Here is a 24,377-nt window from a genome sequence, read left to right on the forward strand (position 1 = left end):
CGGCCAAGAGCGGAACTACGCCACGGACATCCAGTTTTCGCCCGGAAGCGCCTGCCAGACGCTTAAAAATCAATAGGACTTCCCGAACCATGAAAACCCAGTACTACACATCTACAAGCCTTGATGGATTTCTGGCGACCGAGGACGACTCGCTGGAGTGGCTTTTCCCTCTCGGGAGCTTGAGTGAGTCCAGCTACCCAGAGTTCATATCAAAAGTTGGCGCTTTGGCTATGGGCTCTGCGACCTATGAATGGATGGTGCGCAATGCAGAAACGGTTGCTGCTGAGACCGGGTCACCGTGGCCATACGCTCAGCCAACATGGGTGTTTTCCAGCCGCAATCTTCCAACAATTGCTGGCGCAACCATTCGATTCGTCAATGGCGATGTGCGAACTGTCCACTCGGAGATGCAGGCAGTTGCTGGTGACATGAATATTTGGATTGTTGGAGGTGGTGACCTTGCCGGTCAATTTCACGATGCCGGTCTATTGGATGAACTCATCGTCCAGATTGGCTCGGCTACCCTTGGCAAGGGTAAGCCACTGTTCCCTCGAAGAGTGCTGAGCCCAAGCCTACGCCTGGTATCCGTTCATCAGATGGGTGCTGGCATGGCGGAGCTGCGCTATGACGTGAAAAAAGGAAGTGCGGCCGGTGTCGGCGCGGTGTGACAGGATGCGGMAAGATGCATTATGTGCCACGGAATAGATGTCAAAGGCACAGGGCCATTGGCTCATAAAAGCGATCCGCCAACGCCAGACCTTACGACATCCGTATTCAAGAAGCGCCTATTCGATTATCCGGGTGTCATCGTATCGTCAATTATACTTCGTCCAAACGGAGATCTAATTCCAAAAACCTTGCGTGAAAACGGTGTAACGCTGCCTCCGCGTGCATGGACAATTAAAGACTTCCGGGATCTAAATGAGTACCTGAGTGGCGTAATTTCAAAAGCCAAATGATCAGAAGCGGCGTTTTTGAAGATCTCGTTCGGGTTTCTGCAAGAGACGGTTGGGCGCGACTCGTAGGTCTTGATGCCGATCGGATGGCGATTAACCGAAATTCGGGCACCTGATCGACGACGGTGACCGGAATCATCATTGCCGCGTAAAACGTGGGCTAGCGCACTTTCCTTCAGGCCATACGCTAGGCAAAATGAAGGACCAAACGAATTTTTGGATGCAAAAAGAGTGTCTATTGTCACCGCTGATTGCCAGCATCTTTGATTTTTTTGCTGGCTATCGAGCGAGTTGATATTTCTGCCGAGTTCATCAGCTCAGATGATTTTAAAATTGGAGTAGCGACTTCACGAAGACGTTCGGGATCTGAGCCATACATATATAAGTACCCGTCGTTACCATCGGCGTGAAGCTCTGCTTCGCCGAGCTCCCCCGCGTGTGCATGCTTGAGTGCACGCGCAAGCGTACGTTCAAGGGCGCGGATTTGGCCTATCGCACTTGAATAATATTCGAAGTGAACGATCATCGCCGGTCCAACAAGCCTGGATGATTGCCCCTGAGCAGCTGCATCGACGGCCGAGAGAGCAAATAGGATAAGTCCTATAGTTAAAACTCTAGGAAAGTGAGTTATCCTGATAAACGCCGCGACCATCTGGATTCTCTCTGTTTGGATTTTCGGCATTGTCTTAGCTCTCTATGGCGTCAGTCGCACCCCGCGCTTGGCATCGCGGCTTTCTCGATCATTCTATTCAGCTCGGTCCGATCTCCACCCTTCGAACCGCGAACGTCGGCTATGCGTCGTTCATCTCGGCGAAGTCTATGACCGCAACGGGCCCCAAGCCGACCTACAGCGGACGGCAAACCTGCTCGGAAGCGGTCGTCGAATGCGAAATCGCCATGCGCCCGAGTCGGCCGCCGTCCGGCACATAACCGCGTGAGGGCCTCGTCGACATCAGCGAGTTGACCGGGGAGGGCCTTCCTCGCGACTATCTGAGCACGTAGCTGGCGAGCACGCTTTGCACCTCGTAGATGCTGAGCTTCTTGTTGAACTGCTTCTGGATCGGAGCGGCTGTTCCAGAGATCCAGATCTTGAGTTCGGCATCGAGATCGAAGGTGCCGGCCGTCTCGATGCTGAAGTGCGTGATGCTCTTGTAGGGAATCGAGTGGTATTCGGTCTTGCTTCCGGTGATGCCTTGCTTGTCGACCAGTACGAAACGCTTGTCGGTGAATACGAAGTAGTCTCGGACCAGCTGATAGGCGTGCTCGACGACCTCCCCAGCAGCCAGGATCTGGCTGAACTCACGCTGAATTTTTGCCGGATCGATCTTGGCTGCGTTGCCAAGCATTCCATCAAGTAAGCCCAAGGTTGCTCCTAAAAATTCCGTCAGCTTGCTGACCATTGCGATCGTCGAAGGCCGCGCAAGCGCAGCGTGTCGGTAATGTAGTGGAGTCCGGCTCTTTCCGAACCTCGGCCGTGACCAACGAGGGCGGCGCCGCGGGCAGTCCATGGGCCTGGAACTCGACCTTGCTCGCCGAATCTGGCCATCGAGACGGCCGCACAACTTTGAAAAAAAGGGGCGGTGCAACTTTGAAAACTGCGCGCGTAAGCTATTGATACTCAACAGCGTCGCACCTTTCGTCGCCAGGTCGGCATAGGCCAGGTAGAACTGGCGGAAGCGAATCAGGTTGCTGCGGCTGAAGCCCTTGCCATGGGCGCGGGAGCCAAGCTTGGCGGATGCCGAGTTCGCCATTGTGCCAATGACGTCGACAAGCGGCTTCACTGGACAACACGCCTGGAACTATTCCCCGGGCGCCTTCGCAACCCTCTTCCTCCCCACCCCCACCCCCCCAGCCCCCGCAGCCCGCACGATGCGCCGAAAGGTAGGGCATTCCATATGGCTAGGCGCCGGGCAGGCGGCGGCGTGCCGCAGGCCGTCGCGCATGGCGCTCAGCTTGCGGATCGTCCTGTCGAGTTCGTCCGCCTTGGCCGCGAGCATCTGGCGGTCGATGCGCGGCTGCCCCTCGGGCGCGAACATGCGCGCGATCTCGTCGAGCGAGAAGCCGGCGGCGCGCCCCAGCGCGATCAGCGCCAGCCGTTCCACCACGCCGGGATCGAACAGGCGGCGCAGCCCGCGCCTGCCGGTGGAGGCGATCAGCCCCTTTTCGTCATAGAACCGCAGCGTCGATGCGGGAACGCCGGATTGCTGCGCCACCTCGGCGATGTCCAGATGTCTCACCCTCTTGACCTCAAGTTGACTTGAAGTTGCACAGTCTAGCTTCCGCCTCTTGAGGGCAAGCAAAAGAAGGAAAACGACCATGGATGTCACGCACCACCAGAACCAGACCGACAACGCGCAGACCGCGCTTTGGAACGGCCGCGCCGGACGCGCCTGGGTCGACGCACAGCAGGTGCTCGACCAGATGTTCAAGCCGCTCGAAGACCGGCTCGTCGAAGCGGTCCGCGCCGGGTCCGGGCAGCGGGTGCTCGACGTCGGCTGCGGTACAGGCAGCACGACGCTCGCCGTGGCGCGGCAGCTCGGCGCCAAGGGCCACTGCATCGGCATCGACATTTCGGAGCCGATGATCGCCGCCGCCCGGGCCCGCGCCGAACGGGAAATAGACACGCCGGCCAGCTTCATCCGCGCCGACGCGCAGACCCAGGCGTTCGAGCCTGCCAGCTTCGACATGATCATTTCGCGCCTCGGCGTCATGTTCTTCGACGACCCTGCCAGAGCCTTTGCGAACCTGCGGCGTGCCGCAAGGGATGGCGCCGAACTGCGCTTCATCGCCTGGCGGAGTGCCGCGGAAAATCCGTTCATGACGACGGCCGAGCGCAGCGCGGCACCGCTGCTGCCGGACCTCCCCGCCCGCCGGCCGGGCGCGCCGGGGCAGTTCGCCTTCGCCGACCGGCACCGGGTGTGCACCATCCTGGAGGAGGGCGGCTGGGCCGAGATCGATATCCGGCCGATCGATGTGGCCTGCACCCTGCCCGAGAAAGAGTTGGTCGGCTACCTGACCCGGCTTGGTCCCGTCGGCCTGATCCTTCAAGACGCGGACGAGCGGACTCGCACGCGGATCGTCGAAACGGTCCGTGCCGCGTTTGAGCCCTATGTGCATGGAGATGAGGTCCGGTTTACGGCGGCCTGCTGGATGGTCAGAGCTCGGGCGGTGTCTGCGCCGGCACGCCAACCCTGACTGGCGGCGTGGGCTACAAGGCGCTGCACCACTTCTACACGAACCACTTCGTCAACAGGCGATGCCGTGCCGCTCAACGACCGCCTGCCCGCCACATGCTGCATCAACTCGTCTCTGTTTGCCCGGTGCGCCTCATGCGGGGCCGTAGGAGAGTGGCCGGGGTTCGTGGAGGGGTAGCCCCGGGGGTGCACGTGCGAAGGCCTCAGGGGGTGGGGGGAGGGTGCCCCTACGGGGGTATTGGCGCTTCGGAATTCTCTCGAAGGGGCTCAGGGATTTGTAGTAATTTTTCACGTTCACCTCTGTGCGAGCGCCAACGTATTCCCTCGCGGGCACCCGACGGCCTTCTGTACCATCGAGGGAGATGGAAAAAAACGCCCGAACATCCCCGGCTCCAACGATGAGCTACGAGCCCCAAGACACCCCTCCAATGGAAGACCGACTGACCGACCTTGTGCTGCACGGCGATGCTTATGACCTGTTCGGGCAACTGCCGACCGCTTCCGTTGATCTGGTAATCACGAGCCCGCCCTACTGGGGCCATCGCGACTACGGCCTCGACCACAACTGGGCTCTGTTCAACGACATCCCCACGGTCAAGGAGATCGGCCCCACGACCCCGGGCTATGAGTGGTACCGCTCGAATGGCGGCATCTTGGGGCTGGAGCCCTACCCAGAGTGGTACGTCGAACATCTCGCGGACATCCTGACACGGGGCGCGGACTGCCTGAAGCTGACAGGGAGCATGTGGATCAACATCGGTGACACCTACTTCGCACGATGGAGCAGCATTCGCGACAACGGGCGGCAGGGTCTCGCGAGCGAGCATCGCAATAGACGGAAGACGCCGCTGGGGGGCGTTCGCCAAGAGAAGCAGCTACTCCTCATCCCGGCGCGGTTCGCCATCGCCATGCAGGAGCGCGGCTGGATACTTCGCAATGACTTGATCTGGCACAAGCCGAACTCCACACCCCGCCCCTCGGGGGATCGCCTCAAGCTGTCGCATGAGCACTTCTTTCACTTTGTCAAGAAGCCGACCCTTGGACGAGCGACCTACTACTACGCACCCGAGTTCGCCGAGGCGCGGACCAATGATGTCGTGGTCCTGAATGTGGCTGCCGGAGAGGAAGGCCACTCAGCGACGTTCCCACATGCGCTCATCGAGCCCCGGATTCGCACCTCATCACCGCTTGGTGGCGTCGTGCTTGACCCGTTCTGCGGCACGGGACGCTCGCTCGAAGTCGCGAGGCAGCTTGGTAGGCACGGGATTGGCTTCGATGCTCAGAACAAGTTTGCCAATGTGGCTCGAAAGAAGCTACAGGCCAAGACGAGACCGGAGGCAAATTGATGGCCAAGGCAAGAGCAAAGGCAAAACCGAAGGCAGGGGAAACAGGCCCAGAGGCGGTACTCAAAGGGAATTTCGTTAGCGAGTGGTTCGGGCAGCGAATCTATCCGGAGGTTCGGCTCGATGTCGCCGCCGTCACGGGGGACAGCGCAAACGCCTGTCCTTTCTTGACCACTACGCTCAAGACTCAGACGGCGTGCGTCAAGGCAGACAACTCGCGCGGTGTTTGCACCATCAGCAGCAACAGCAACGGCTCTCGGCAGGACTGGCTGGTGTGTCCCTATCGCGTCATGGATTCAGACATCGTGAAGCAAGGGTGCCAGATCATCTTTGGCCTCCCGCATGAGGTCTTGCCCAAGCCAGTTTCCCTTTTGACGGACGAGGGGGAGCTTGACTCCTTCAAGGAAGATGTCATCCGAGACGGAGCCGGCTACCTGTTTTTTCAGGACAAACTCGGCGGCGAAATCTCCATCATCGGAACCAACCGCTCACCTGAAATCGCCTTCGACGTGACACTGGTCGAGATCAAGGTCAATCCTGAAGGAGGTTTTCTGGTGGCCCGCTACGGCATCCTTGAAATCCAAACGATGGACTTTCATGGCACCTACAAAAACGCGGTGACCAACCTACGTGACGGCCTTCGGTTGCACCGGGCGGGGTTCGCGAAGACCCTGCAAGAGAACCTGCACTGGGCCAGTGAGAGCGTGGAAGGGCCGAACATTGCGAACGTGTTCAAGCGGACCTTTTATCAAGTGATGCTGAAGTTCAAACTCTCGGGAGAGGGGCCGGCTGCCGCAGGCACACTGCTCGCTTTGCCTCGCTCCGTCTGGGACAGCTGGCAGCCATTTCTTGGCGCTCCGGAACTTGATGTCGAAAAGGGCAACATCAGACGGTTCAAGTTGGTTGACGATGGGATCAAGGAGCCGCCATTGAACGCTTTCATTTGCGTGTTTGACCTGGATGCAACCAAGGCGTCGGCGATCTCGCCCGTCAAGATCGAGTACTTTGTCCGTGTCTCACCGGAGCGACTTGCGCACCACGCCCTGACCGAAGTGCCCAACCACATTCTTCACGCGATCACCAACAATGATTCCGTGCTGTCGCGCATACGAATTCGGCTGGCGAAGTGGTGGCCCGACCTACAGCCACGCCCCCCTCGCAAGAACGCGGCCAAGAAGGCAACAGCGAAGAAAGCCACCACTCAGTAGCTGGGCGTCGTCAGGTTACTTTGCGAGGCTCTGCATCTTGTCCGACCACCGCAGGTAGAACAAGAAGTAAGGGTCTTCGATGCTCAACAAGCTCGTTGGCTCGCCTTCCCAATCAAGCACCCGTTGGGTTGGATAGAGGTCTTTCGCCATCTTCGCCACTTGACTGCATGCTGTGGAGAGGCTGGCTGCTTGGGGAGCATCCGGCCTGCACGTTCGCGCAACCCGGCGAGATAGGTCATTCCAGTGGAGCGAAAGCGACGGGGGGTCTTGCTTCAATGCAAGCAAAAGGGCGCGGTAGACATCCCCTTTGGAACCATCGATGAGGTCAAACTCCTTGCGTTCCGTGCCCCGAACCTTAGGGCCGGCATGCATGCTGCGTAGAAGCGATCCGAAGTCCGTTCGCGTCGAGGTTTCCTCGAACGCCTGCCGAAGTTCATCCGGTGAAATTTCCCGATTCACCACCGGCGCTTTAACTTCAAGAAGCTTGATCGTAAAGCACACTTGGAGGCAAATGGCCTGCATCAGTTGCGGCGATTGCGATGCCTCCACCGCCATCCGGCGCATCGTGGCATCTGGCACACGTATACCCGCCGCAGGGAATCCAAGAGCACCGATCCGCAAGAGATCGCTCATTTCCCATGCGCGCGTATCGACCGCCCTAACCCGCCCGCGCAGTTCGGGATTGCTCCGCACTACATCGTCCGAGCGGTGAGGTACTGAAGCCGTGCAAATCTTCACCCCTTGCCGCGCCGCCTCTTTGATCTGCTTCGCAACCTCGACCTGCACCTCCGGAGCCATGTAGTGGAAATCATCAATAAACAGCACGTAGGTGCTGCCACCAATCTCGCGGACGACTTGAGGTAGACCTGAGCGTCCTCGCGTTTCGGTCGTGCCTGATGCCGTCCCCGCCGATCCGCCAACGCTCCCCTCGGCACCGACTGATCCGAGCCATGGAATACCGACGCGGCCCTTCACAGTGCCACTGGCGGTCGTCGAGACGGTCGTCGTTCCGGTCGAAGCGGTCTGTGTTGGCGTACCCATCCAGTCAAGCGCCCTATCCCAAAGTTCTGAGGCGTCCTTGATACCCGTTCCGGTGACTGTGATGAGGTTGTCTCTGCCTGCGACTTTCTCGATCAACACTGTTTTGCCGGACTTGGATGGGCCTGAAACGGAAACAATCTCGCCCGGAGTATCCAAGGCTTCCCTTAGGCGGGTCTCCAGGCGATGTTCATCGCGCGGCACGTAGGTGTAGGTTGGGTAGTCGCTTGGGGTGAAAATCTCAGTGACGCGCATTGTTTCCTCGTACAGGCCTCATGACAGATTGTTTCTGAGCCTAACCCAAGTTCGGCGCCCCACCGATTCGCTCGATCCGCGCGATCCGCACGATGCGCTCGATGCGGCAGTCAGCGGCAGCTACTCCTGCGCACTGTGGTATTTTCAGTGGTTGTCGTAACCCGCTGGCCCGCTGGCGGCCTTACGGATCAACAACTCAGCGGCGCGGGCCGGATGCTCTCAAGCATCTCTCCGGCGTTTCTTACCCATTGCGTACAGACTGTCTTCGGCCCAGCCACACCACACGATGCCGGCAGGCAAGCTGCGTCGCTCCCTCTCCATGTAAGGTGTGTGAGGGGAAAGGTTGGATCTCAGCTTAGGCGAGGGAGCTGTTCATGGAGGCAGGATGATGGCGGTGCCCCCGCCACGTCCGTCGTACGCCATCTGAATCAACGGCTTCACCGCATCGAGGTCGCTGGGCTTCATAAGCGAGAGTTCCATGTCCCCAGTTCCCCAATGCCCCACCTGACGTACGTCGCGCCCGATGCCTGGTGGTGGTGGAACTTGATCGACGTCCAGGTGCAAATACAACAGTAGCCGACTGTTCTGCGGGACGACGGTCGCAAAGTTCTTAAGCCGCTTGAAAGCGACATAGAGCTTCAGTTCTTTGCGTTGAACATCGTCGCCCAGCGATAAGAGGTAGTCCTCCAGCGAGGCAAGAAGGACAGCCAGCGGCTCGGACATTGTTGCCAAGTGCTCAGCGACGGTCTTGTCGGTTCCACCGTTTCGCATCGGTCCGCTGCCTGGTTGCGCGACCTGGCCATCCTTGGCCCGTTTTGAATCGTTGTGCCCCGAGGCTGACCGCCCCGACGTTCTGCTTGCGCTGGCTGAGCTTGCTTGCTCAAGGAGCAGCAACTCTTCACCAAACCGACGGTAGCGGATCAGTTCGATGTTGCGATTGATTTGCTGCACTGCATGCCCGTCGTACTTCGTGAAGTCGGCGGCAATGCAGATGAGCCGTGGGGCGCTCCAGTCAATCTGATCGGCCGCCTCTTTGCCAAGCTTGTCCATCACTAGCAGCTTGAACTCCGCCTGATGGTCCATCAGCCAGTCCAGGTAGAACAGCCCTTGGTTGATGACGTTCTCGCCCACCGAGCGCTTGTATTCGAGGATGACCGGGCAGTGGTTCTCGTCCAGTCCCAGTGAATCGATGCGGCCGCCGTGCGTTTTGCCGGTGACGTATTCGGTGGCCAGAAATCGGATGCCGAGCAACACATCGAGGTTGTTCTCGATCAGTGTCTGAAGCGGCTTCTCCAAGTCAGAAGCGTCACCCAGCAGTTCTATAGCCCGACCGGATTCGAGGCGAAAGAGTTTGATGTCGCTCATGTGTTTCTCTAGATCCCTTCGACTTCGATGCCGCGTGCCGCCAACCAAGCTTTGCGCTGCTCGTAGTCCGGCATGGCGCGCTCAACGCGCCGCCAGAATTCCTGCGTGTGATGCGGCTCAAGCAAATGCGCCATCTCGTGCACCACCACATACTCCGCGATGCGCGCCGGCAGCAGGATGGTCTTCCAGTGGAAATAGAGCCAGTCGCCTTTGCCGCATGACCCCCAGCGGTAGCCCAAGTCTTGCACCCTGACGCCCGCTGGCGCGACTTCCATGCGCGCCGCGTAGTCCTCAACTTTGCTGGAGAGCCAGGGTTGAGCGCGCTCTCGATACCAGCGGATCAAGTGCTCGCGGCCGTCGCGCGCCAGCGCTGCGGGCATGACGAAGCGGCCGCCCACAAGCTTGACCGCCGCATCGGCCTCCTTCACCAAGCGCAGGCGGTAGCTGCGCCCGAGATACGGGAATCCCTCGCCATCAGTGAAGATCTTGCGTGGCGCCTCGTGTCCAAGAGCATCCACCCGGGCCAGCTGCTTGTAGATCCACATACGCTTGCGCAGCACGAAGTTGCGCAGTTTGGCGTCCTCGACCAGGGGCGGCGCAGCAAGGATCAGATCCCCGGTGCGATCCACGGTGATCTCCAGAGAGCGCCGCGCGCTGCTGCGGCGCACCTCGAACCGAAGATCGTTCACGACCAAATTGCTCATAGGTTGCTGAGGCGACTGTGATTGGCTCGCGCCAGCTCCATCAGCTTGTCGACCAGCGCCTCGATCTGTGGCGTCGGCAACAGGCGGGAGCGCATCAGCAGCTCGAAGACGCGGCTTCCAAGTGCATCCTGCGCCGGCTGGCGGTTGGGCTTCCAGAAGTTGGGCGTGAGTTCCGCTACGACGGTGTCGACAACTTCAACGGTCAAGTCCACCAGCTTTGTCTGTTCAGCAGGCGTGATGGCCTGATCCCCCGCGGCTGCGTCTACCACCAGTCGCAGGAACGGACCGTACTGCTCGGGAATATCAGGCAGCCTATCGTCGTCTCCGACATGCCCGGCCCGGATATCGTCGACGAGCCCCTGCAGCGCAGCAATCAATTCATCCCAATGTTCGCCGAGCTGAGTCAACAGGTCGCGCAACCGCTCGCTGAGCTTGCGGTACGCCACGGGGTCCTGATCGGCGTTCTCGCGGATGTGGGCGCGGATGGCATGCTCCATTTCGGAGGCTTTGGCGCGGTCGCTCGGCTCGCGTGCGACCTTGTTGCCGAAGTCGGCGTCGGTCAGCGATACCGGCGGAATCTTGGGATCGACGCCCATCGATACAACATGCTCATCGATGAGCTTGCGCACCTTGGCGCCCACGTCCTTGCCGAGTACGGGCGTATCGCGGTAACGGTTGCGGGCTCGGGCATAGATGAAGGCTAGAAGCTTGGCGTCCGGGGCGAAGGGCAGGCCCTCGGGTCGCGGCAGCACCACGTCAAGCGTGTCGAGGAACTGCTTGAGCTTGACCGCGAATTCGGCGCGCAGTCGCTCGTCGCTGAGCAACTCGACGCAGGTCTCGTGATCGGAGAGATTTTCTACGCCTCGGCGGCGGAACAAGTCGACCACTCGTAGATGGCGGTCCCGCAGCACCGGGATCTCGTCCTTGAGGCTTTGCAAGGCACCATCGACGTCCTCGTCGGCATAGACCGCCAGCGCCTGCTTCAAATGGTGTGCCAGCCCGAAGTAGTCCACGACGATGCCGAACTTCTTGCCGAAGCCGGTACGGTTCACCCGCGCAATGGTCTGCAGCAACTCTGCCTCGCGGATCGGCCGATCCAGGTACATCACCCCCTCGACCGGGGCGTCGAAACCGGTCAGCAGCATTGACTTCACGATCAGAAAAGCCAGCGGGTCGGTCTTGGTCGAATCGGCGTGCAGCAATGGCCGCTTGAAGCGCTTGATCCGCTGCTCCTGGCCTGCACTGTCGGTCCACTGCTTCCACGCCGGGTCGTCGTTGTTGCTGCCGGAGATGATGGGCGCGAACTCCAGAGTCTTGAGCAGATCGCGGTAGCGCCAGGCCCGCACCTGTGCCTGGATCGCGGGCGGTCGTCGGCACAGGGCTTCCTCGTCCAGCCCCTTGTCTTCGGGGCTCAAGGCCTCGGCCTGCGCCAGCAGCTCTTCGCGAGCCAGCATGAAGGCATCGAGATATCTCACCACTGCGAGCCGGCTGTAGGCGACCACCTGGGCCTTGAAGCCGTTGGGCAGGATATTGGTCACATAGTGGCGCAGCATGTCGCGCGCTTTGTCGGCGACGAGCGCGGGCGCCTCGAAGATCTGCCCCTTGGTTGCGTACTTCTCGCGAATGGCTTCCAGCTCTTCAGGGGTGTACTCACGGAACAGGTCTTCGAACAGCTCATCCAAGCTGGCGCCGTCTTTCACCGCGCCGTGCGCGGTGCGGCCTTCGTAGAGGATCGGGACGATGGCGCCATCGGCCTCGGCTTCCCGGATCGTGTAGCGGTCGATGAACTCGCCGAAGATCTCGTGGGTGCGTTTCTTGTCCCCCATCAGGATCGGCGTCCCCGTGAACCCGATGCGTGCGCAGTTCGGCAGCCCGACTTGCAAGGCCGCCTGAAGGTCGCCGGCCTGACTGCGGTGAGCCTCGTCGACCAGTACCAGGATGCTGTCGTCGTCGTTCAGCACGTCGAATGCGCCGGGGGGCTCGCGCGCCTCCACACGCTGCGGCAGGTCAGCGGCCGTCAAGGCGGGCTCTCCTGCGGCGTCTCCGCCGCGCTGCTTCTGGATCATGCCGAACACCAGCCCCGGCCCTTTTCGGCGGAGCAGCGCGCGCAAGGCCGCGCCCGAGGTTGCCAGCTCCACGGTCTCACCGGTCAACGCGGCGGTCCCCGAGAGCTGGTCTTCGAGGTCGGTCCGGTCGGTCACCACCACCACCTTGAAGCGGCGCAAGGCCGGGTCGGTGCGAAGCTTGCGGATCAGGAACACCATGGTCAGGCTCTTGCCCGAGCCTTGGGTGTGCCAGACGATGCCGCCACGCCGGTCGTGCTCGCCGTCTTGCAAGCGGGTCTTTCCGGTGCGCAGGCGTTCGACGGCGAGGTGGACGGCCCGGTACTGCTGGTAGCGGCATACCGCCTTGACCGTCTGGCCGTCGGCGTTCATGAACAGGGTGCAGTGCCGCACCACATCGAGTAGGTTGGCAGGCGTCAACAGGCCAGCGATCAACCGCTCCTGCTCGGAGAGTTCGGTCTTGCCGAGCGAGGCGGCGACCTCGGCCTCGGTGCGCGGCACGACCGTCTTCCAGGCTGCGTAGTGGCGCAAGCCTGCACCCACACTGCCGACGCGAGCCTCGTCGAAGCTCGTGGCAATCAGCAGTTGATTGGTATGAAACAGCGGCTCGTTGCCTTCGTTGTCTTCGACTTCGAAGCTCGCTTTGCGTTGGTTGGTGTAGCGCCGCAGTTGGTCGATTGCCTCGGCGAGCGGCTCCGGGCAAGACGGGCTCTTGCATTCGACCACCACCAGCGGGATGCCGTTCACCAGCAGCACCAGATCGGGCACGATGAAGGCCTTGCCGCGATTGAAGCCGGGCGGGCAGTCGACCCGGAACTGGTTGATGACCGTAAAGTCGTTCCGCTCGGGGCGCGCCCAGTCGATGAAGTGAATGGTCTGACCGCGGCCGCCGTCCCAGCCCGGCAGGCCTTCGACCGCGATGCCGCCCAGCAGCAGCTCAGTGGCGGCCCGATTGGCCTCCATCAGCCGGTGCGCGCCGATGCGTGTGATGGCGCCGAGCGCTTGGGAGAGGCGTTCGTCGTCAAGCCAGGGGACCGTCTGGGCATCGACTTCGCGCAGGTTCAACTCGCGCAGCTTGCAGCGCAGCGTGGCCTCCTGGATGACCTCGGTGAAGCTGGTACGGCCGGTCGCGGCGGGATGGTCGAGATCGCCTTCGGTATGGCGCCATCCAAGGGCGAGCAGTTGCTCGACGAAGGGTTTTTCTACGGTGTCGAGTTCCCAACCCATGCTTGGTCCTTCATTTTTTAGGCGAGCAACGTCAGTGCGCGGACGCGGCCGGTGAGGAGGTCGTCCATGAGGCCGGACCTTGTTTTGTTGAGTTTGATGGCCAACTTCGCCTCTTGGCGTATTCGCCCCGCCGTGGAGTCCACACGGGCCGCGATCTCAAGTTGCTCGCTGTGCGGAGGAACTGGGATCCACATCGACTCGAAAGAAGTCTTGTTGACGATCGGCACTGCCTGAAGGCCCGCCATCGCTCGCAATTGGCCGATGTGCATCAGCACTGCCAGATGGACGAATTCGGGCGCCATGTTGTCCCTAGGCACAAGCGAGTTGATCTGCTGATTAGAGCAAGCCTCAACGCTGGTGATGCCGACTTTGCCAATCGTCGAACCGATGCAAACGACAACTGTGACCCCGGGCGGCAGAATTCGGACGTAGCCCACCCCACGCTTGGATACGTTGCGCTCCGCGCTGCCTATGGGCTGGTTCTCCAGAACGTCAGACGGGGTGATGAACGGCCAGCCGGCGCCCCATGCCAAGGGATCCGTTGATGGCGGAGTCGCGCCCGTGATCGCCTCTCCAACATCACGAAGCTGCAAAATATCCCACTCCCGCGGAATCCACCCCAACACCGATTTCTTGTAGAGATGCGGCGCTTCGTTCTGCGGTGGACGCAATTCACCGTTGGCTTCGATGCCACGGGTCAGCAGGTCGTGCCGAAGGCCTTGCTTGACCTGTTGGAGCTTTTCGATGATCGCCTCGGTCTGGCGAATGGTGGTGTCGAGAGAGTCGAGGATGGTTGCGAGCCGGGCCTTCTCCGCGCTCGGGGGCTCGAAGACGTTCAACTCGTAAACATCATTTCGATTTAGACCAGGGACCCCAGTAGACGAATCGAGTTCGCTGAGTGGGAGCCGTGAAAGTAGCCAGAAAAGCCAACGCCGGTCATTCGTCGCGCATTTCACCCAATACGTGGTGTCAATCGGCCAGAATGATTGATCGGACCAGCAGATTTTCCCGACGCTGCCTTTGCGGCCAACAATAATTCCCGGGCCTTCGACGAGCGGGCGGTCGTGTCGGCCAACTTCTCCGTTGGATCCGAACACCGGAAATCCATAGCCCGCCCGGCGCTCCGCCGGCAGTGCAGCGCCGTACTCCAATGAGAGCAGATGGCCGAGTTCAGTCATAGCGAAGATCTCGCAGGAAGCCACCCAGTATCTCAGCCGCGGAATTTCGATCGCGCTCTATGTCGGCCAACGTCACGCGGTACTTGTCCCACCAATTCTCGAACACTGCCACGACCTGAAGTCGTTGCGCGCTGATATAGCGTTCCAAGATAAACTGCATGTCACTTCGTAGGACGCCCAAAAGCAGCACGGCCGCGGTGGTGTTGTCCAGCGTATCGACCGCCGCAGCTAGCCGCTGCGCGAATCCCTTTTCCTTGGCCTTGATTTCCTTCTTCAGCGCTGTGACTTGCCGCTTCCACTCCTTGAGCTGTGCTTCGTCCACTGCCGCTTCGTCACTGCCGGGCTCGGTTTCTTCGCCATCCTCACCCGCGTTCTTTTCTGGCGTCCCCACCTTAATCCGGCTATCCAATGCGGCCTTCCGCGTTTCCAGATCTGCCAGCGCTTCGACGAAATCACCCATCAGGAACTTGACCAGTTTGTGATCCAACGGGTTGTCCTTGCTGTGATCGTCGTCCATTGCGGTAAGGATGCTGGTGCGCCAGGCGTCCACGACGCCCTTGGCGCCGCGCGCCATCAGGGTCATGAACTCGTATTTAGCGTCTTCCCAGAACCCGGCCACGATGCCGCGCACCTGAAAACGCCCGAGCACGCCCGCGGGCTCCATCGCGGCGCTGAAGCTGTGCAGCAGATCGTTGCGCAAGCCGACGCAGCTCGACGCCCCCGCCAACGCTGTGATGCGCGGGCTGTGTGCCTGCCACCAGGCGTCGAACGCGTCGCGCACAGCCTGCTCGCGAGCCACGAGGCTGGGATTGGTTTCGACCGCAACCTTGACGGCCTGCCTCGTCGTTAGTTCAGGACTGAACTCGAAGTAGCGGGCATCGCGCTCTACGAACAGCGCCAGTGGGTCCACGCCGTGCGCATTGAAGAGCGCCGCCTTTCCCCGCACCTCAGCCTTCGGTACGCCGCCTACCAGGTGCGCACGCACGTCGTTCGGCTCCGGCGGCGGGGCGTTGTCCGCGTAGCGACGGATGTTGAGGTTGCAGTCGTTCTCGCGCAGCGCGGCGTTGCTGACGATGGCCGAGAAGCCAGGCACTTCGGCAAAGTTCTCGAAGGTGTTGACGATCTTCTCGATGTGCTCGGGCAGCAGGTGGTTCTGCGCCCGGCCCTCGAAGTACTCGCGGTCGGCGTTGATGAAGAGCACCTTGCCTTGCCGCTCGGTCGGCTTGCCGCTGTGGTTGCCCTGGCGTTGGCGCATGACCAGCACGCAGGCGGGGATGCCGGTGCCGTAAAACAGATTTGCGGGCAGGCCGATGACGGCCTCCAGCAGGTCGGCCTCGATCATGGCGGCGCGGATGCCGCGTTCTTCGCCGCCGCGGAACAGCACACCATGTGGCATCACAGTGGCGAGCTGGCCGCCATCCTTGAGCACGGACACCATGTGCTGCAGGAACATCAGGTCGGCCTTCTTGGACCCGAGCGGCACTTCGCCATAGCGGAAGCGCTCGGCGCGGAACTTGGGCGCCCAGACGGTTTGGCCAGCACGGTCGGTGTCGGCGGTGCCCCAGTTGATGGAGAACGGCGGATTGGCAAGCACGCGGTCGAAACGCATGAGTTCGCCGCCTTCGACGTGCTGCGGCTCGGCGAGAGTGTCGTCGTTGCGCAGGTCGGCGCTGCTGATGCCGTGCAGCAGCATGTTCATCCTGGCTATGGACCAGACGGTGCCGTTGGCTTCCTGGCCGTAGAGCTCGGCGCGGTTGCCGTCTTGGCCGTGCTCGTCGATGTATTCCTTGGCCAAGATCAGCATGCCGCCGGACCCCACGCAAGGGTCGTAGATGCTGTGCTGCTGCTGGGGCTTGACCAACCGAACCATCATCCGAACCACCGATCGCGGCGTGTAGAACTCGCCGCCCTTCTTGCCGGCCGAGTCCGCAAACTCGCCGATCAGGTACTCGTAAGCGGCGCCCAGCAGATCGGGAAACTCGAAGTCCTCGTTGCGCAGCCGGTGGATGCTGAAGTGGCTGATGAGCTGGCGCAGCTTGATGTCGGGGATCTTGCTCTGGCCCACTTTGCGCGAGAAGTCGATGTGTTCCAGCACCTCGGCCAGGCTGGAGTTATTGCTCTCCAAGCCACCAAGCGCGCGGTTGAGGAAGCCGCCCACGTCGTTGTGCGCTTCGTTGACCAAGTATTGCCAACGCGACTTCGGGGGCACGTAAAAGGACTGGCCGTACCAGCGCTTGAGCTCCGCGCTCTCGCGGGCTTCGGCTTCGGTCTGGCATGCGGCAAGTTCGCGCTGTACGACTTCTTCACGGCGCTGGTCGAACACGTCAGAGCAGCGTTTGAGGAACAGCATGCCGAAGATGTATTCCTTGAACTCGGAGGCGTCCATCTTGCCGCGCAAGATGTCCGCTGCTTTGAAGAGGTGGCGTTCGAGTTGGGGGAGAGTTAGGGGCATTTGCTAGCAGAAACGGCGAAACGGTTGTGCCTACGCGGCGTGAACGCCACAGGGGCGGCTGTGCATGATAGTCACCCCGCTCCGCCGCTATGCAGTGCCTTGTCGCGCGGTTGCAAGTTCGTCTGCTGGTGTTGAACTTCTGCGCTACTGCATTCTTGGTGTACGAGCTGCGTCCGAAAGATGGTCAGCCCTAGGTTACGGACGCCCCTGACGGGCCATCCGCAATTGGTCATTTCGAACAGTCAGCCTTCCGCGAGGCAGTGTCGATGAATCATATGATTCTTTTCTTGACTTGACTATGTCGGCTGTGTATCATATGAGGCAAAGATCAACAATCGCTTGCGCATGAATCCCGAAACACTAAGGCAGCTAATAGCCAACTGTCGGCGTCCAACTGGCCGAATCATCGCCCGGCCCCACGAATGGACCCCGCACCGCGTTGAGTTGCCCGAGATGCCGGGTTACTACTTCTCGGATGCGGGCGCTTGGGAGCTGATCGCCGAGAAGCTTGCTTCAGGTCATCTCTACGAGGCGATCACGCTCTCTACGCCAGCCGGCGCCCCGGCGCTGACTATGCTGATCCCAATCAGCACTCATCGGGCGCAGCTTTACGTCAAGGTGCAAATTGGCCATGCCAATAAAGCCATTGGGCGTAGTTTTCACTATAGCGATTTCAACTAAGAAATTATGAATACGCACAACACTGTTCAGGCCCCTGATCATTCATGCCCAGTCTGCGGCGCCAGTCAAGTGCTAACGAATTGGATTATCGAAACGTTTGAATACGGAGAAGGTGCTACTGCAGCAACCATTCAAGCACGGGTTCCTCAGAGAAATTGCGCGAACTGTAGTTTCGAATACACCGACGATGAAGCAGAGGTGCTTCGGCATGAGGCAGTTTGCAATCATCTGCATATTCTTGCGCCTCGACAGATTGTCGCAATCCGTGAGCATTACGGCATGACGCAACAGGAGTTTGCGGATTTGACACGTCTCGGACGCGCCTCATTGGTGCGATGGGAGCGCGGTGCTCTATTTCAGAATCCAGCAAATGACAGCTTGCTATATCTGCTCAAATTCTCCGACAACGTAGATCGCCTTAAACGCCGGGAGACAGTCAAACCGACAGATCGCGGTACTCCCTTGAAGTTTAAATTCCGAGCGCTGTCTGACAACTCGAAGATGATCGCGAGTCTAGAAGCGGAGACTTTTGAACTATATGAATGCACGGCCTAGTATGTATACCGTCACATTTTATTCCTTTAAAGGCGGCGTCGGCCGCACAATGGCTCTTGTCAATGTAGCGGCACAACTGGCAGCTGAGGGCAAGCGCGTGCTAATGGTCGATTTCGACCTGGAAGCGCCTGGCTTGATGTCTTTTGACTGGGATTGCGCCAATAAAGAAACCATGGGGCTGGTGGAATATGTGACCAACTATCGCGAAACGATGGAGGCCCCCAGCGTTGCGGACTACCTGTGCCGTTCCAAAATCTTCCCTTCCGGCGGCGAGCTCTGGATAATGCCTGCGGGCAAACATGATGCAGAGTATTCTGCTAGGTTGAACAACATTGATTGGCGCCATCTCTATGAGCATGAGGAGGGATATCTTCTTTTTGAAGATCTGAAGTTGCAATGGCAACGCCAAGTCCAGCCGGATTATGTTTTCATTGATTCTCGAACCGGCCACAGCGACGTGGAAGGGATTTGCACGAGGCAACTTCCTGATGCGGTGAGTTTTTTGTTCTTCCCAAACGAACAAAATCTGCAGGGCTTGGGTCGAGTTTGCAAATCGATCTTGGTTCAGAATGAGAAGCGAAAAAATACACGAAATGCTATCAAACTGCATTTCGTCGCATCCAATGTTCCCGACCTTGATGACGAAGAGGAGATCATCGGGAGAAGGCTTGAGCAGTTTAAGGGCGAACTAGGCTACAAGTCGCTCGCGGCGACCATTCATCATTACAATAGCCTATCGCTTTTGGATCAAGATGTTTTTTCTATAAATAGACCGAAAAGTCGTTTGGCACTTGAATATGCGAAGTTGCGCGATTCAATTGTTCGTGAAAATCTTTTGGAACGCTCCGCTGCATTGTTGTTTCTCAAGCAAACACAAAAAGCGCTTACAGGAAATGGCTCCGCGGAACCGCTTACTGACGCTATTGCACGTGCGGAGCAAGTGCTTCAAAACTTTCCGTCCGACGACGAGATCACTTATCGTGTAGCTCTGATATTCGAGTCCATTGGAAGACTTGAGGATGCAGTAGCGTTGCTCTCAGATGAGCAACGAATTAACGATGCAGTTGGACTCGCGGTGCGTGCTCGACTTCACCATCGGCTCCAGCGAAAAGAGGAGGCTATCGAAGATTTGAGGGAGATGCTAAACGCCAGAGGGGCGGAGCTTTCTTCATTTTTGGAAGCAATGTCCTACATAGGGCAACTTGTTCCGGAGCTGTACGATCATGTCCCAAGCTCAGTGGCGTTTGCCTCACTCGATAGGAGGGACAAGGTGTTTGCCGCTTTGGGCTTTGATACAGGGATCGAGCAACTGCGAGTGCAAGTGCGCCTTCTAAACTCATTGTTAGAAGACGAAGCGCCAGACAACGAATTTATTAAGCACCAGCTGGCGTTAGCGTTGGTCGGAACCGCGGACTTTAAGACGGCAGTCTCCTTACTCTCAGTGTTAGTGGATGGCGAAGCTAGTATCTCTGACTATTTCAATATGGGAATGGCGTTGTGGGGTCTTCATGGCGTACCGACTGCTAAATGGTTTGAAAAAGTTGCCGAAATCGACATGAGTAGTGCCAAGAAGGAATTGTCGCCTAACTACATGCAATGTTTAGGGATTACTTATGCCTTGCTTGGGGACACGGCTGCTGCATTAAGATACACCACCCAGGCGAAGCAGCTCATGGTGGCACGCCCAAGGCAGCAGTTTTCGGCTTGGACTTACTCGCGGGTATCATCGGGTCGATTTATTGATCATCTACGCACGTTAGAGGTTGCTATCACTGAAAAAGCAGATTTGCGTCCTGCTTTTTTGGATCAGTCTTTGAACGGCCTAGACAGGCGACTTCATTGAAGCCGCGGGGCTGAGGCAAGGGTAGGCGGTCGCGGCGCAGCAGTCTGCCCATTAAACGCGATGGAGCCGGTACACCTGAGTGACGCACTGGGTTGCTGATAGTTCATAAAAACTAATCAATCTAATGAGGCTAGGAAGCGCGCACGCGTATCGGTAGTTCGAATCCGCCACTTGCTTTAAATCACAGTTGCTGACGGACGGAACGCCAACAGCCGGGGTCTTCAATTCCTAGAAAACGTCAAGATCGTTGAGCGGGGGCGGTTGGAACAGCTCTTCCCTTTCCAACGATTCAACCGAGCGGCCGAATTCCCTTGCACGTCGGGTACGTCGAACAACCCCAGAATTGGCTGCCCGCATTCGCCCCCTTCTTGGCCGTGCGCTTGACCATTTCCGAGCCGCACGTTGGGCAAATTGCAGACGTTGTCGTTTCACTTGATGAAGCTGGCGTGGTCGCTGTTCGACTTTCTGTTGTCGAACCTTGAGCTCGCGGAGATAGCGACTCCCGAGCCTGTTTGATGAGACCGAACAGCCGATGCCCATCCACAAGCTTCACGTTACGCCCATCAGCAAATTCCTTCGCATCGCTGCTGAAACTCCCCGAGGTCACAACGAACCCGCCAGTCGCACCTTTGGCGGCCATCACGCCGTACAACTCCCGTACAACATCGACACCGACCTTGTACGCCTTCCATTGCTTGCACTGAACGAGGAACTTCTCTCCGCCTTTTGAGAGCACCAGGTCCACGCCACCATCGGCACCACCACCGCCCGTCTCGGCAACGCGATAGCCCTGGAGCCGAAAGGCCTCGCCCACCAATATCTCGAACTCCTGCCATGACATGCCGTCGAGAGCATCGGCTCCCTTGGCCTGAGAAACGTTGGAGACCTGCGCCCGGCGTTGGCGGCGCCGCCATGCGGATACGCCCGCGCCCGCAAGACAGAGCAGAGGGACCAGATACTGGCCAATGCTCGCCAGCGACGCCCCCATCGTTCGGACCACAACGTCGGCGATCTGGCCAGGCTGGATCGCTGTAGCTGCGACAGGCGTAGCCAGCCGGTGCAACACGACATAGGCAATCACGGCCAGACCGACGCCGGCCCACCATGGCATCAAGGACACCAAGTCGATCATTTCTTCGGCGGGACTCGTTTTCCTTCTGGCCACAGTTGTTCTCCTAAGGGCGGTCATCATCTTCGCTGCCGACAAATTGCCCAAGCGAAAGAGAAGGTCATAAGAGCTTCGCGTGAAGTCCGTCACGGTCGCGGCGCCCTTCCGCCCGTCAAGCATGTGTCGCCTGGCTGCTTGCTGCCGTCGGGCGCCGCTATTTCTTCTTGCGCGCGAACGGCAGGTTGCAGCGCTCTGAGGGCATGGGGTCCACCGGGCATGCTGTATACGCCGCAGGATCATCGCGGCGTTCTCGATAATCTTCGACGCTCGTGTAGCCCCTGATGCCCCAGTAGCCCTCCCTTTGGGCGACTATCTCCATGACCTCGAAGCTGCATTGCTTGCTGCGCTTCTTGAATCGATAGGCGACCCGTGGCTTGTCGCCGCCCAGCTCGCTGTGGATGACTTCGTAGGTACTCGGCCCGCAAGAGCTGAATGTGGAATACCACTCGATGGTTTGCGCGGTCACATGAGCACCGCCGTAGCACACTCGGCCCCAGCTTTTATAGTGACCGTCGCAAGGCGGGTCGGCATGCGCCATAGAGGAAGCCAGGGCGAACGCCGCCATTGCTGAACCGATCGCCCGTCTCATCGCGGATTCCTCCTCTTGATCGCATTCATTGAATATTCGAGCTTCGCGGAATACAGAGGATCGCCCGTCGGTTGGCCATTGCCGTTGTAGCGTCTCGCTATCGTTGTGAGGGTGAAGGGCCTGAAGCCGACGATGACTTTCTGAATCGATGCCTTCTGGCACTTCAGCACCTGACCTTCCCTGACCATGTGGGCGCCGGGGTTGAGCTTCTGCATCGTGTCGAGGGTGCTGCGGTGCTTTCTCGCGAGCGTGCTGAGGCTGTCGCCGCGGCCTACTGTCACATTGAACACGCCGCTGTCCCGGTCGAGCACGGTGGCGAAGCCATAGTCAGCCATGCGCATGAGCATGTAGCCTACGGCGGCAACGATGTTCTGTTTCGGATTCGTCCTGACGCCGTCAGCCCAAAGGACATAGCAGGGAGGCACGATCAGCTCGCTTCCTTCCTCGCCATACAGCAGCGCGTCCAATCCAGGGTCTCTCGGCACGCCGATTTGCAGGGGCTTGGTTTTCCATTCGTCACGATGCGGTCCTGATTCGGTCCACAGCATCGCCTTCACCAACCGCCAATCGAGAAGGTGAAAGTGCGGCGCGATGCGCAAGTGCATGTTGTATTCACTGACCACCCGCCTGATCTCGGCGTCGTAGTAATCCCAATCGCCGTTCGCTCGGTCGATGCCGTCCTTCCACTTCTGGAAGCCCTCGTCGCCGGTCCTACTTGGTGCCGTTGCCATTCTCGTTTCCGTTGATGATCGAACACGGTTCGCGAGGCTACGGCAGCGGGCGCGCGCGAAGTGCGGTGCGTCGCCGTCTTGGACCAATCTCAGGGGTTTTCGGATTCTTCCGTCGTGCTGTGTTGCACGGGACCGAGCAGGGGACACGTCCTTTGGAGAAAGCCCCCCTGTCCTTGCACTTTTAGATCAAGGGGTCAAGTCGGGGTCTGAAGCAACAGTGAAGCAGCCTGCTGCACAACCTATCAGTAGCTCGATGATGTCTGCCGGTCATCACGATGCACTCCACCGGGGCTGGCCGCCATCAGGTGCCTCCTGATGCTCTCTTGCGCTTCGGTTGATCGAGCTCCTTGAAGAACTCGGAAGGCTCGATCCCCAGCCCCGCAATGATCTTCAGGATGTTGATCAAAGCCACATTGTGTTCGCCGCGCTCGATGCCGCCCATGTAGCTACGGTCGATCACGCAGGCGTCGGCGAATGACTCCTGCGAATAGCCCTGGCCGTCCCGGAGACGGCGAACAGCGGCTCCAAAACGAACCAGTTCTGGCACTTTTTCCTTGCGAGGAACTCCCTTTTTCTCCATGGAGGGATCGTCATTTCATCTCGCATAAAGATCCACGGGATAAGACAACACGGGATATGGTTACCATTTTCTGCTGCGTGCTCGCTGGGCACAACGATTCTTTGGAGACACCATGAACCGCACGCTGAGATTCCTCGTCTTCGCCACCGTCGCCACCTCGTTGTTGACGTTCCTCGCTGAGACGACCGCCCGGTCGACGTACCCCGAAAGGCCCATCCGCCTCGTCGTCGGCTTCACGGCCGGCGGCAACGCCGACGCCACCGCGCGTCTGGTCGCCACCAAGCTCGCCGCTGCGCTGGGGCAACCGGTCCTCGTCGACAACCGGCCCGGCATGGCCGGCACGCTGGCAGCCTCCTCGGCGGCGCAGGGGGCGCCTGATGGCTACACCTTGTTCCTCGGCAGCACGGGTTCGATGGCGACGGCGCCTCACCTCTACAAGAAGCTCCCCTACGTTCCTCAGCGCGACTTCGTGTCGGTGGCGATGCTGGCGCGGGTGCCGCATGTGCTGGTGGTCAACCCGTCTCTCACCGCGCCCGACCTCCGGGGCTTGGTCGCTCTGCTCAAGCGCGACTCCAGCGACCCCTACCCCTATGCCTCTCACGGCAGCGGCACGACCTCCCACCTGACCATGGAGATGCTCAAGAAGGAGGCCGGTGTGGCCGCCACGCACGTGGCCTACAAGGGCAGCGCCCAAGCCGTCACCGACCTGCTGGCCGGTCAAGTGCCGATCATGGTCGACGTGTTGCAGACCTCGCTGCCGTACATCCGGGTGGGCAAGCTGCGCGCGCTCGGGGTCAGCACCAACGCCCGTTTTCCCGGTGCGCCTGAGGTGCCAACCTTCGCGGAGCTGGGCTATCCCGGTCTGTCGTTGAGCCCGTGGTACGGCCTCTATGCGCCGGCCGGAGTGCCAGCGACAGTGATCGAGCGGCTGACCGCGGCGATCGAAAGCACGCTGACCGCGCCCGACATGCAGGAACAGTTTCTCAAGCTGGGCCTGGAGCGCATGGTCCTCACCGGTGACGCGGCTCGCCGCTTCATGGCTGCGGAAGACCTCCGCTGGGCCGAGGCGGTGCGCGTCTCCGGCGCGCAGGTGGATTGACCGGAGGACTTTCCAAGAACAACAGGCATCGGCCTCCACAACCGCATCTGCGACTCAAGCGACCCAACAGGCGCTATCGACGTCTGCTTGCCATCACTTTGTCCATGGAGCCTCGCTCCGTTTTCTTGCAACCCAGGGAGAAGATGAA

At 59.7% G+C, this 24,377-nt stretch carries 22 protein-coding genes; 9 read left to right on the forward strand and 13 right to left on the reverse strand.

Going from position 1 to position 24,377, the window contains the following annotated elements:
• The first annotated feature begins 89 nt into the window (after positions 1-89).
• Complete coding sequence (locus tag AC1DYK_RS28240; RefSeq protein ID WP_478169307.1) at positions 90-668, forward strand: dihydrofolate reductase family protein; 579 nt, start codon at positions 90-92, stop codon at positions 666-668.
• A gap of 21 nt (positions 669-689) precedes the next feature.
• Entirely contained in the window at positions 690-959 is a 270-nt protein-coding gene (locus AC1DYK_RS28245; protein ID WP_478169308.1) for a cytochrome c, read from the forward strand.
• A 238-nt stretch (positions 960-1,197) separates the two neighbouring features.
• Here AC1DYK_RS28245 and AC1DYK_RS28250 read toward each other — a convergent pair whose 3' ends face one another.
• The 3 genes from AC1DYK_RS28250 to AC1DYK_RS28260 form a co-directional block, all read right to left on the reverse strand.
• Positions 1,198-1,638 (reverse strand): hypothetical protein, encoded by a 441-nt coding sequence (locus AC1DYK_RS28250; protein ID WP_478169309.1) that lies wholly within the window; start codon positions 1,636-1,638, stop codon positions 1,198-1,200.
• Between the two features lie 304 nt (positions 1,639-1,942).
• Positions 1,943-2,737, reverse strand: a complete 795-nt coding sequence (locus AC1DYK_RS28255) for a PH domain-containing protein (RefSeq protein ID WP_478169310.1) — start codon at positions 2,735-2,737, stop codon at positions 1,943-1,945.
• Between the two features lie 18 nt (positions 2,738-2,755).
• Entirely contained in the window at positions 2,756-3,193 is a 438-nt protein-coding gene (locus AC1DYK_RS28260) for a helix-turn-helix domain-containing protein (protein ID WP_478169311.1), read from the reverse strand.
• 79 nt (positions 3,194-3,272) lie between these two features.
• Between AC1DYK_RS28260 and AC1DYK_RS28265 the strand changes: the two genes are divergently transcribed.
• From AC1DYK_RS28265 to AC1DYK_RS28275, 3 genes are all read left to right on the forward strand, one after another.
• The gene (locus tag AC1DYK_RS28265; protein ID WP_478169312.1) at positions 3,273-4,151 is read left to right on the forward strand and encodes a class I SAM-dependent methyltransferase; all 879 of its coding nucleotides are present in this window, start codon (positions 3,273-3,275) and stop codon (positions 4,149-4,151) included.
• Positions 4,152-4,578: 427 nt separating this feature from the next.
• Positions 4,579-5,496, forward strand: a complete 918-nt coding sequence (locus AC1DYK_RS28270) for a DNA-methyltransferase (RefSeq protein ID WP_478169313.1) — start codon at positions 4,579-4,581, stop codon at positions 5,494-5,496.
• Positions 5,496-6,701, forward strand: coding sequence for a PDDEXK family nuclease (locus tag AC1DYK_RS28275; protein ID WP_478169314.1), 1,206 nt, complete (start codon positions 5,496-5,498; stop codon positions 6,699-6,701). The genes AC1DYK_RS28270 and AC1DYK_RS28275 overlap by 1 nt, the downstream gene beginning before the upstream one ends.
• A 15-nt stretch (positions 6,702-6,716) precedes the next feature.
• Here the strand turns inward: AC1DYK_RS28275 and AC1DYK_RS28280 are convergent, their stop codons facing one another.
• The 6 genes from AC1DYK_RS28280 to AC1DYK_RS28305 all read right to left on the reverse strand — a co-directional run bounded on the left by AC1DYK_RS28280 (position 6,717) and on the right by AC1DYK_RS28305 (position 16,983).
• Positions 6,717-7,994, reverse strand: coding sequence for a hypothetical protein (locus tag AC1DYK_RS28280; protein ID WP_478169315.1), 1,278 nt, complete (start codon positions 7,992-7,994; stop codon positions 6,717-6,719).
• 372 nt (positions 7,995-8,366) lie between these two features.
• A complete protein-coding gene (locus AC1DYK_RS28285) occupies positions 8,367-9,359 on the reverse strand; it encodes a DUF5655 domain-containing protein (RefSeq protein WP_478169316.1) in 993 nt (330 codons plus the stop codon).
• Between the two features lie 8 nt (positions 9,360-9,367).
• Positions 9,368-10,063: a M48 family metallopeptidase gene (locus tag AC1DYK_RS28290; RefSeq protein ID WP_478169317.1), complete on the reverse strand. Its 696-nt coding sequence runs from the start codon at positions 10,061-10,063 to the stop codon at positions 9,368-9,370.
• Entirely contained in the window at positions 10,060-13,353 is a 3,294-nt protein-coding gene (locus tag AC1DYK_RS28295; RefSeq protein WP_478169318.1) for a type I restriction endonuclease subunit R, read from the reverse strand. The genes AC1DYK_RS28290 and AC1DYK_RS28295 overlap by 4 nt, the downstream gene beginning before the upstream one ends.
• 17 nt (positions 13,354-13,370) lie before the next feature.
• The gene (locus tag AC1DYK_RS28300; RefSeq protein ID WP_478169319.1) at positions 13,371-14,531 is read right to left on the reverse strand and encodes a restriction endonuclease subunit S; all 1,161 of its coding nucleotides are present in this window, start codon (positions 14,529-14,531) and stop codon (positions 13,371-13,373) included.
• Positions 14,524-16,983, reverse strand: coding sequence for a type I restriction-modification system subunit M (locus tag AC1DYK_RS28305; protein ID WP_478169320.1), 2,460 nt, complete (start codon positions 16,981-16,983; stop codon positions 14,524-14,526). Before AC1DYK_RS28305 ends, AC1DYK_RS28300 begins: the two co-directional genes overlap by 8 nt.
• A gap of 345 nt (positions 16,984-17,328) precedes the next feature.
• On the opposite strand from AC1DYK_RS28305, the gene AC1DYK_RS28310 reads away from it, so the two are divergent.
• From AC1DYK_RS28310 to AC1DYK_RS28320, 3 genes are read left to right on the forward strand one after another with little or no spacing between them, the layout of a single operon-like run.
• Complete coding sequence (locus AC1DYK_RS28310; protein ID WP_478169321.1) at positions 17,329-17,664, forward strand: hypothetical protein; 336 nt, start codon at positions 17,329-17,331, stop codon at positions 17,662-17,664.
• A gap of 6 nt (positions 17,665-17,670) precedes the next feature.
• The gene (locus AC1DYK_RS28315) at positions 17,671-18,219 is read left to right on the forward strand and encodes a type II TA system antitoxin MqsA family protein (protein ID WP_478169322.1); all 549 of its coding nucleotides are present in this window, start codon (positions 17,671-17,673) and stop codon (positions 18,217-18,219) included.
• Position 18,220: 1 nt separating this feature from the next.
• Positions 18,221-20,062, forward strand: coding sequence for a KGGVGR-motif variant AAA ATPase (locus tag AC1DYK_RS28320; protein ID WP_478169323.1), 1,842 nt, complete (start codon positions 18,221-18,223; stop codon positions 20,060-20,062).
• Between the two features lie 289 nt (positions 20,063-20,351).
• On the opposite strand, the gene AC1DYK_RS28325 is transcribed toward AC1DYK_RS28320, so the two are convergent.
• From AC1DYK_RS28325 to AC1DYK_RS28340, 4 genes are all read right to left on the reverse strand, one after another.
• Entirely contained in the window at positions 20,352-21,227 is an 876-nt protein-coding gene (locus AC1DYK_RS28325) for a restriction endonuclease (protein WP_478169324.1), read from the reverse strand.
• 157 nt (positions 21,228-21,384) lie between these two features.
• Positions 21,385-21,819 (reverse strand): hypothetical protein, encoded by a 435-nt coding sequence (locus AC1DYK_RS28330; protein WP_478169325.1) that lies wholly within the window; start codon positions 21,817-21,819, stop codon positions 21,385-21,387.
• On the reverse strand, positions 21,816-22,550 hold the full coding sequence (locus tag AC1DYK_RS28335) for a LysM peptidoglycan-binding domain-containing protein (RefSeq protein WP_478169326.1): 735 nt from the start codon (positions 22,548-22,550) through the stop codon (positions 21,816-21,818). The genes AC1DYK_RS28330 and AC1DYK_RS28335 overlap by 4 nt, the downstream gene beginning before the upstream one ends.
• Positions 22,551-22,851: 301 nt before the next feature.
• Positions 22,852-23,130: a helix-turn-helix domain-containing protein gene (locus AC1DYK_RS28340; protein ID WP_478169327.1), complete on the reverse strand. Its 279-nt coding sequence runs from the start codon at positions 23,128-23,130 to the stop codon at positions 22,852-22,854.
• 112 nt (positions 23,131-23,242) lie between these two features.
• On the opposite strand from AC1DYK_RS28340, the gene AC1DYK_RS28345 reads away from it, so the two are divergent.
• A complete protein-coding gene (locus AC1DYK_RS28345) occupies positions 23,243-24,229 on the forward strand; it encodes a Bug family tripartite tricarboxylate transporter substrate binding protein (RefSeq protein WP_478169328.1) in 987 nt (328 codons plus the stop codon).
• Positions 24,230-24,377 lie beyond the last annotated feature (148 nt).

Source organism: Variovorax sp. P2_H12 (assembly GCF_056403395.1).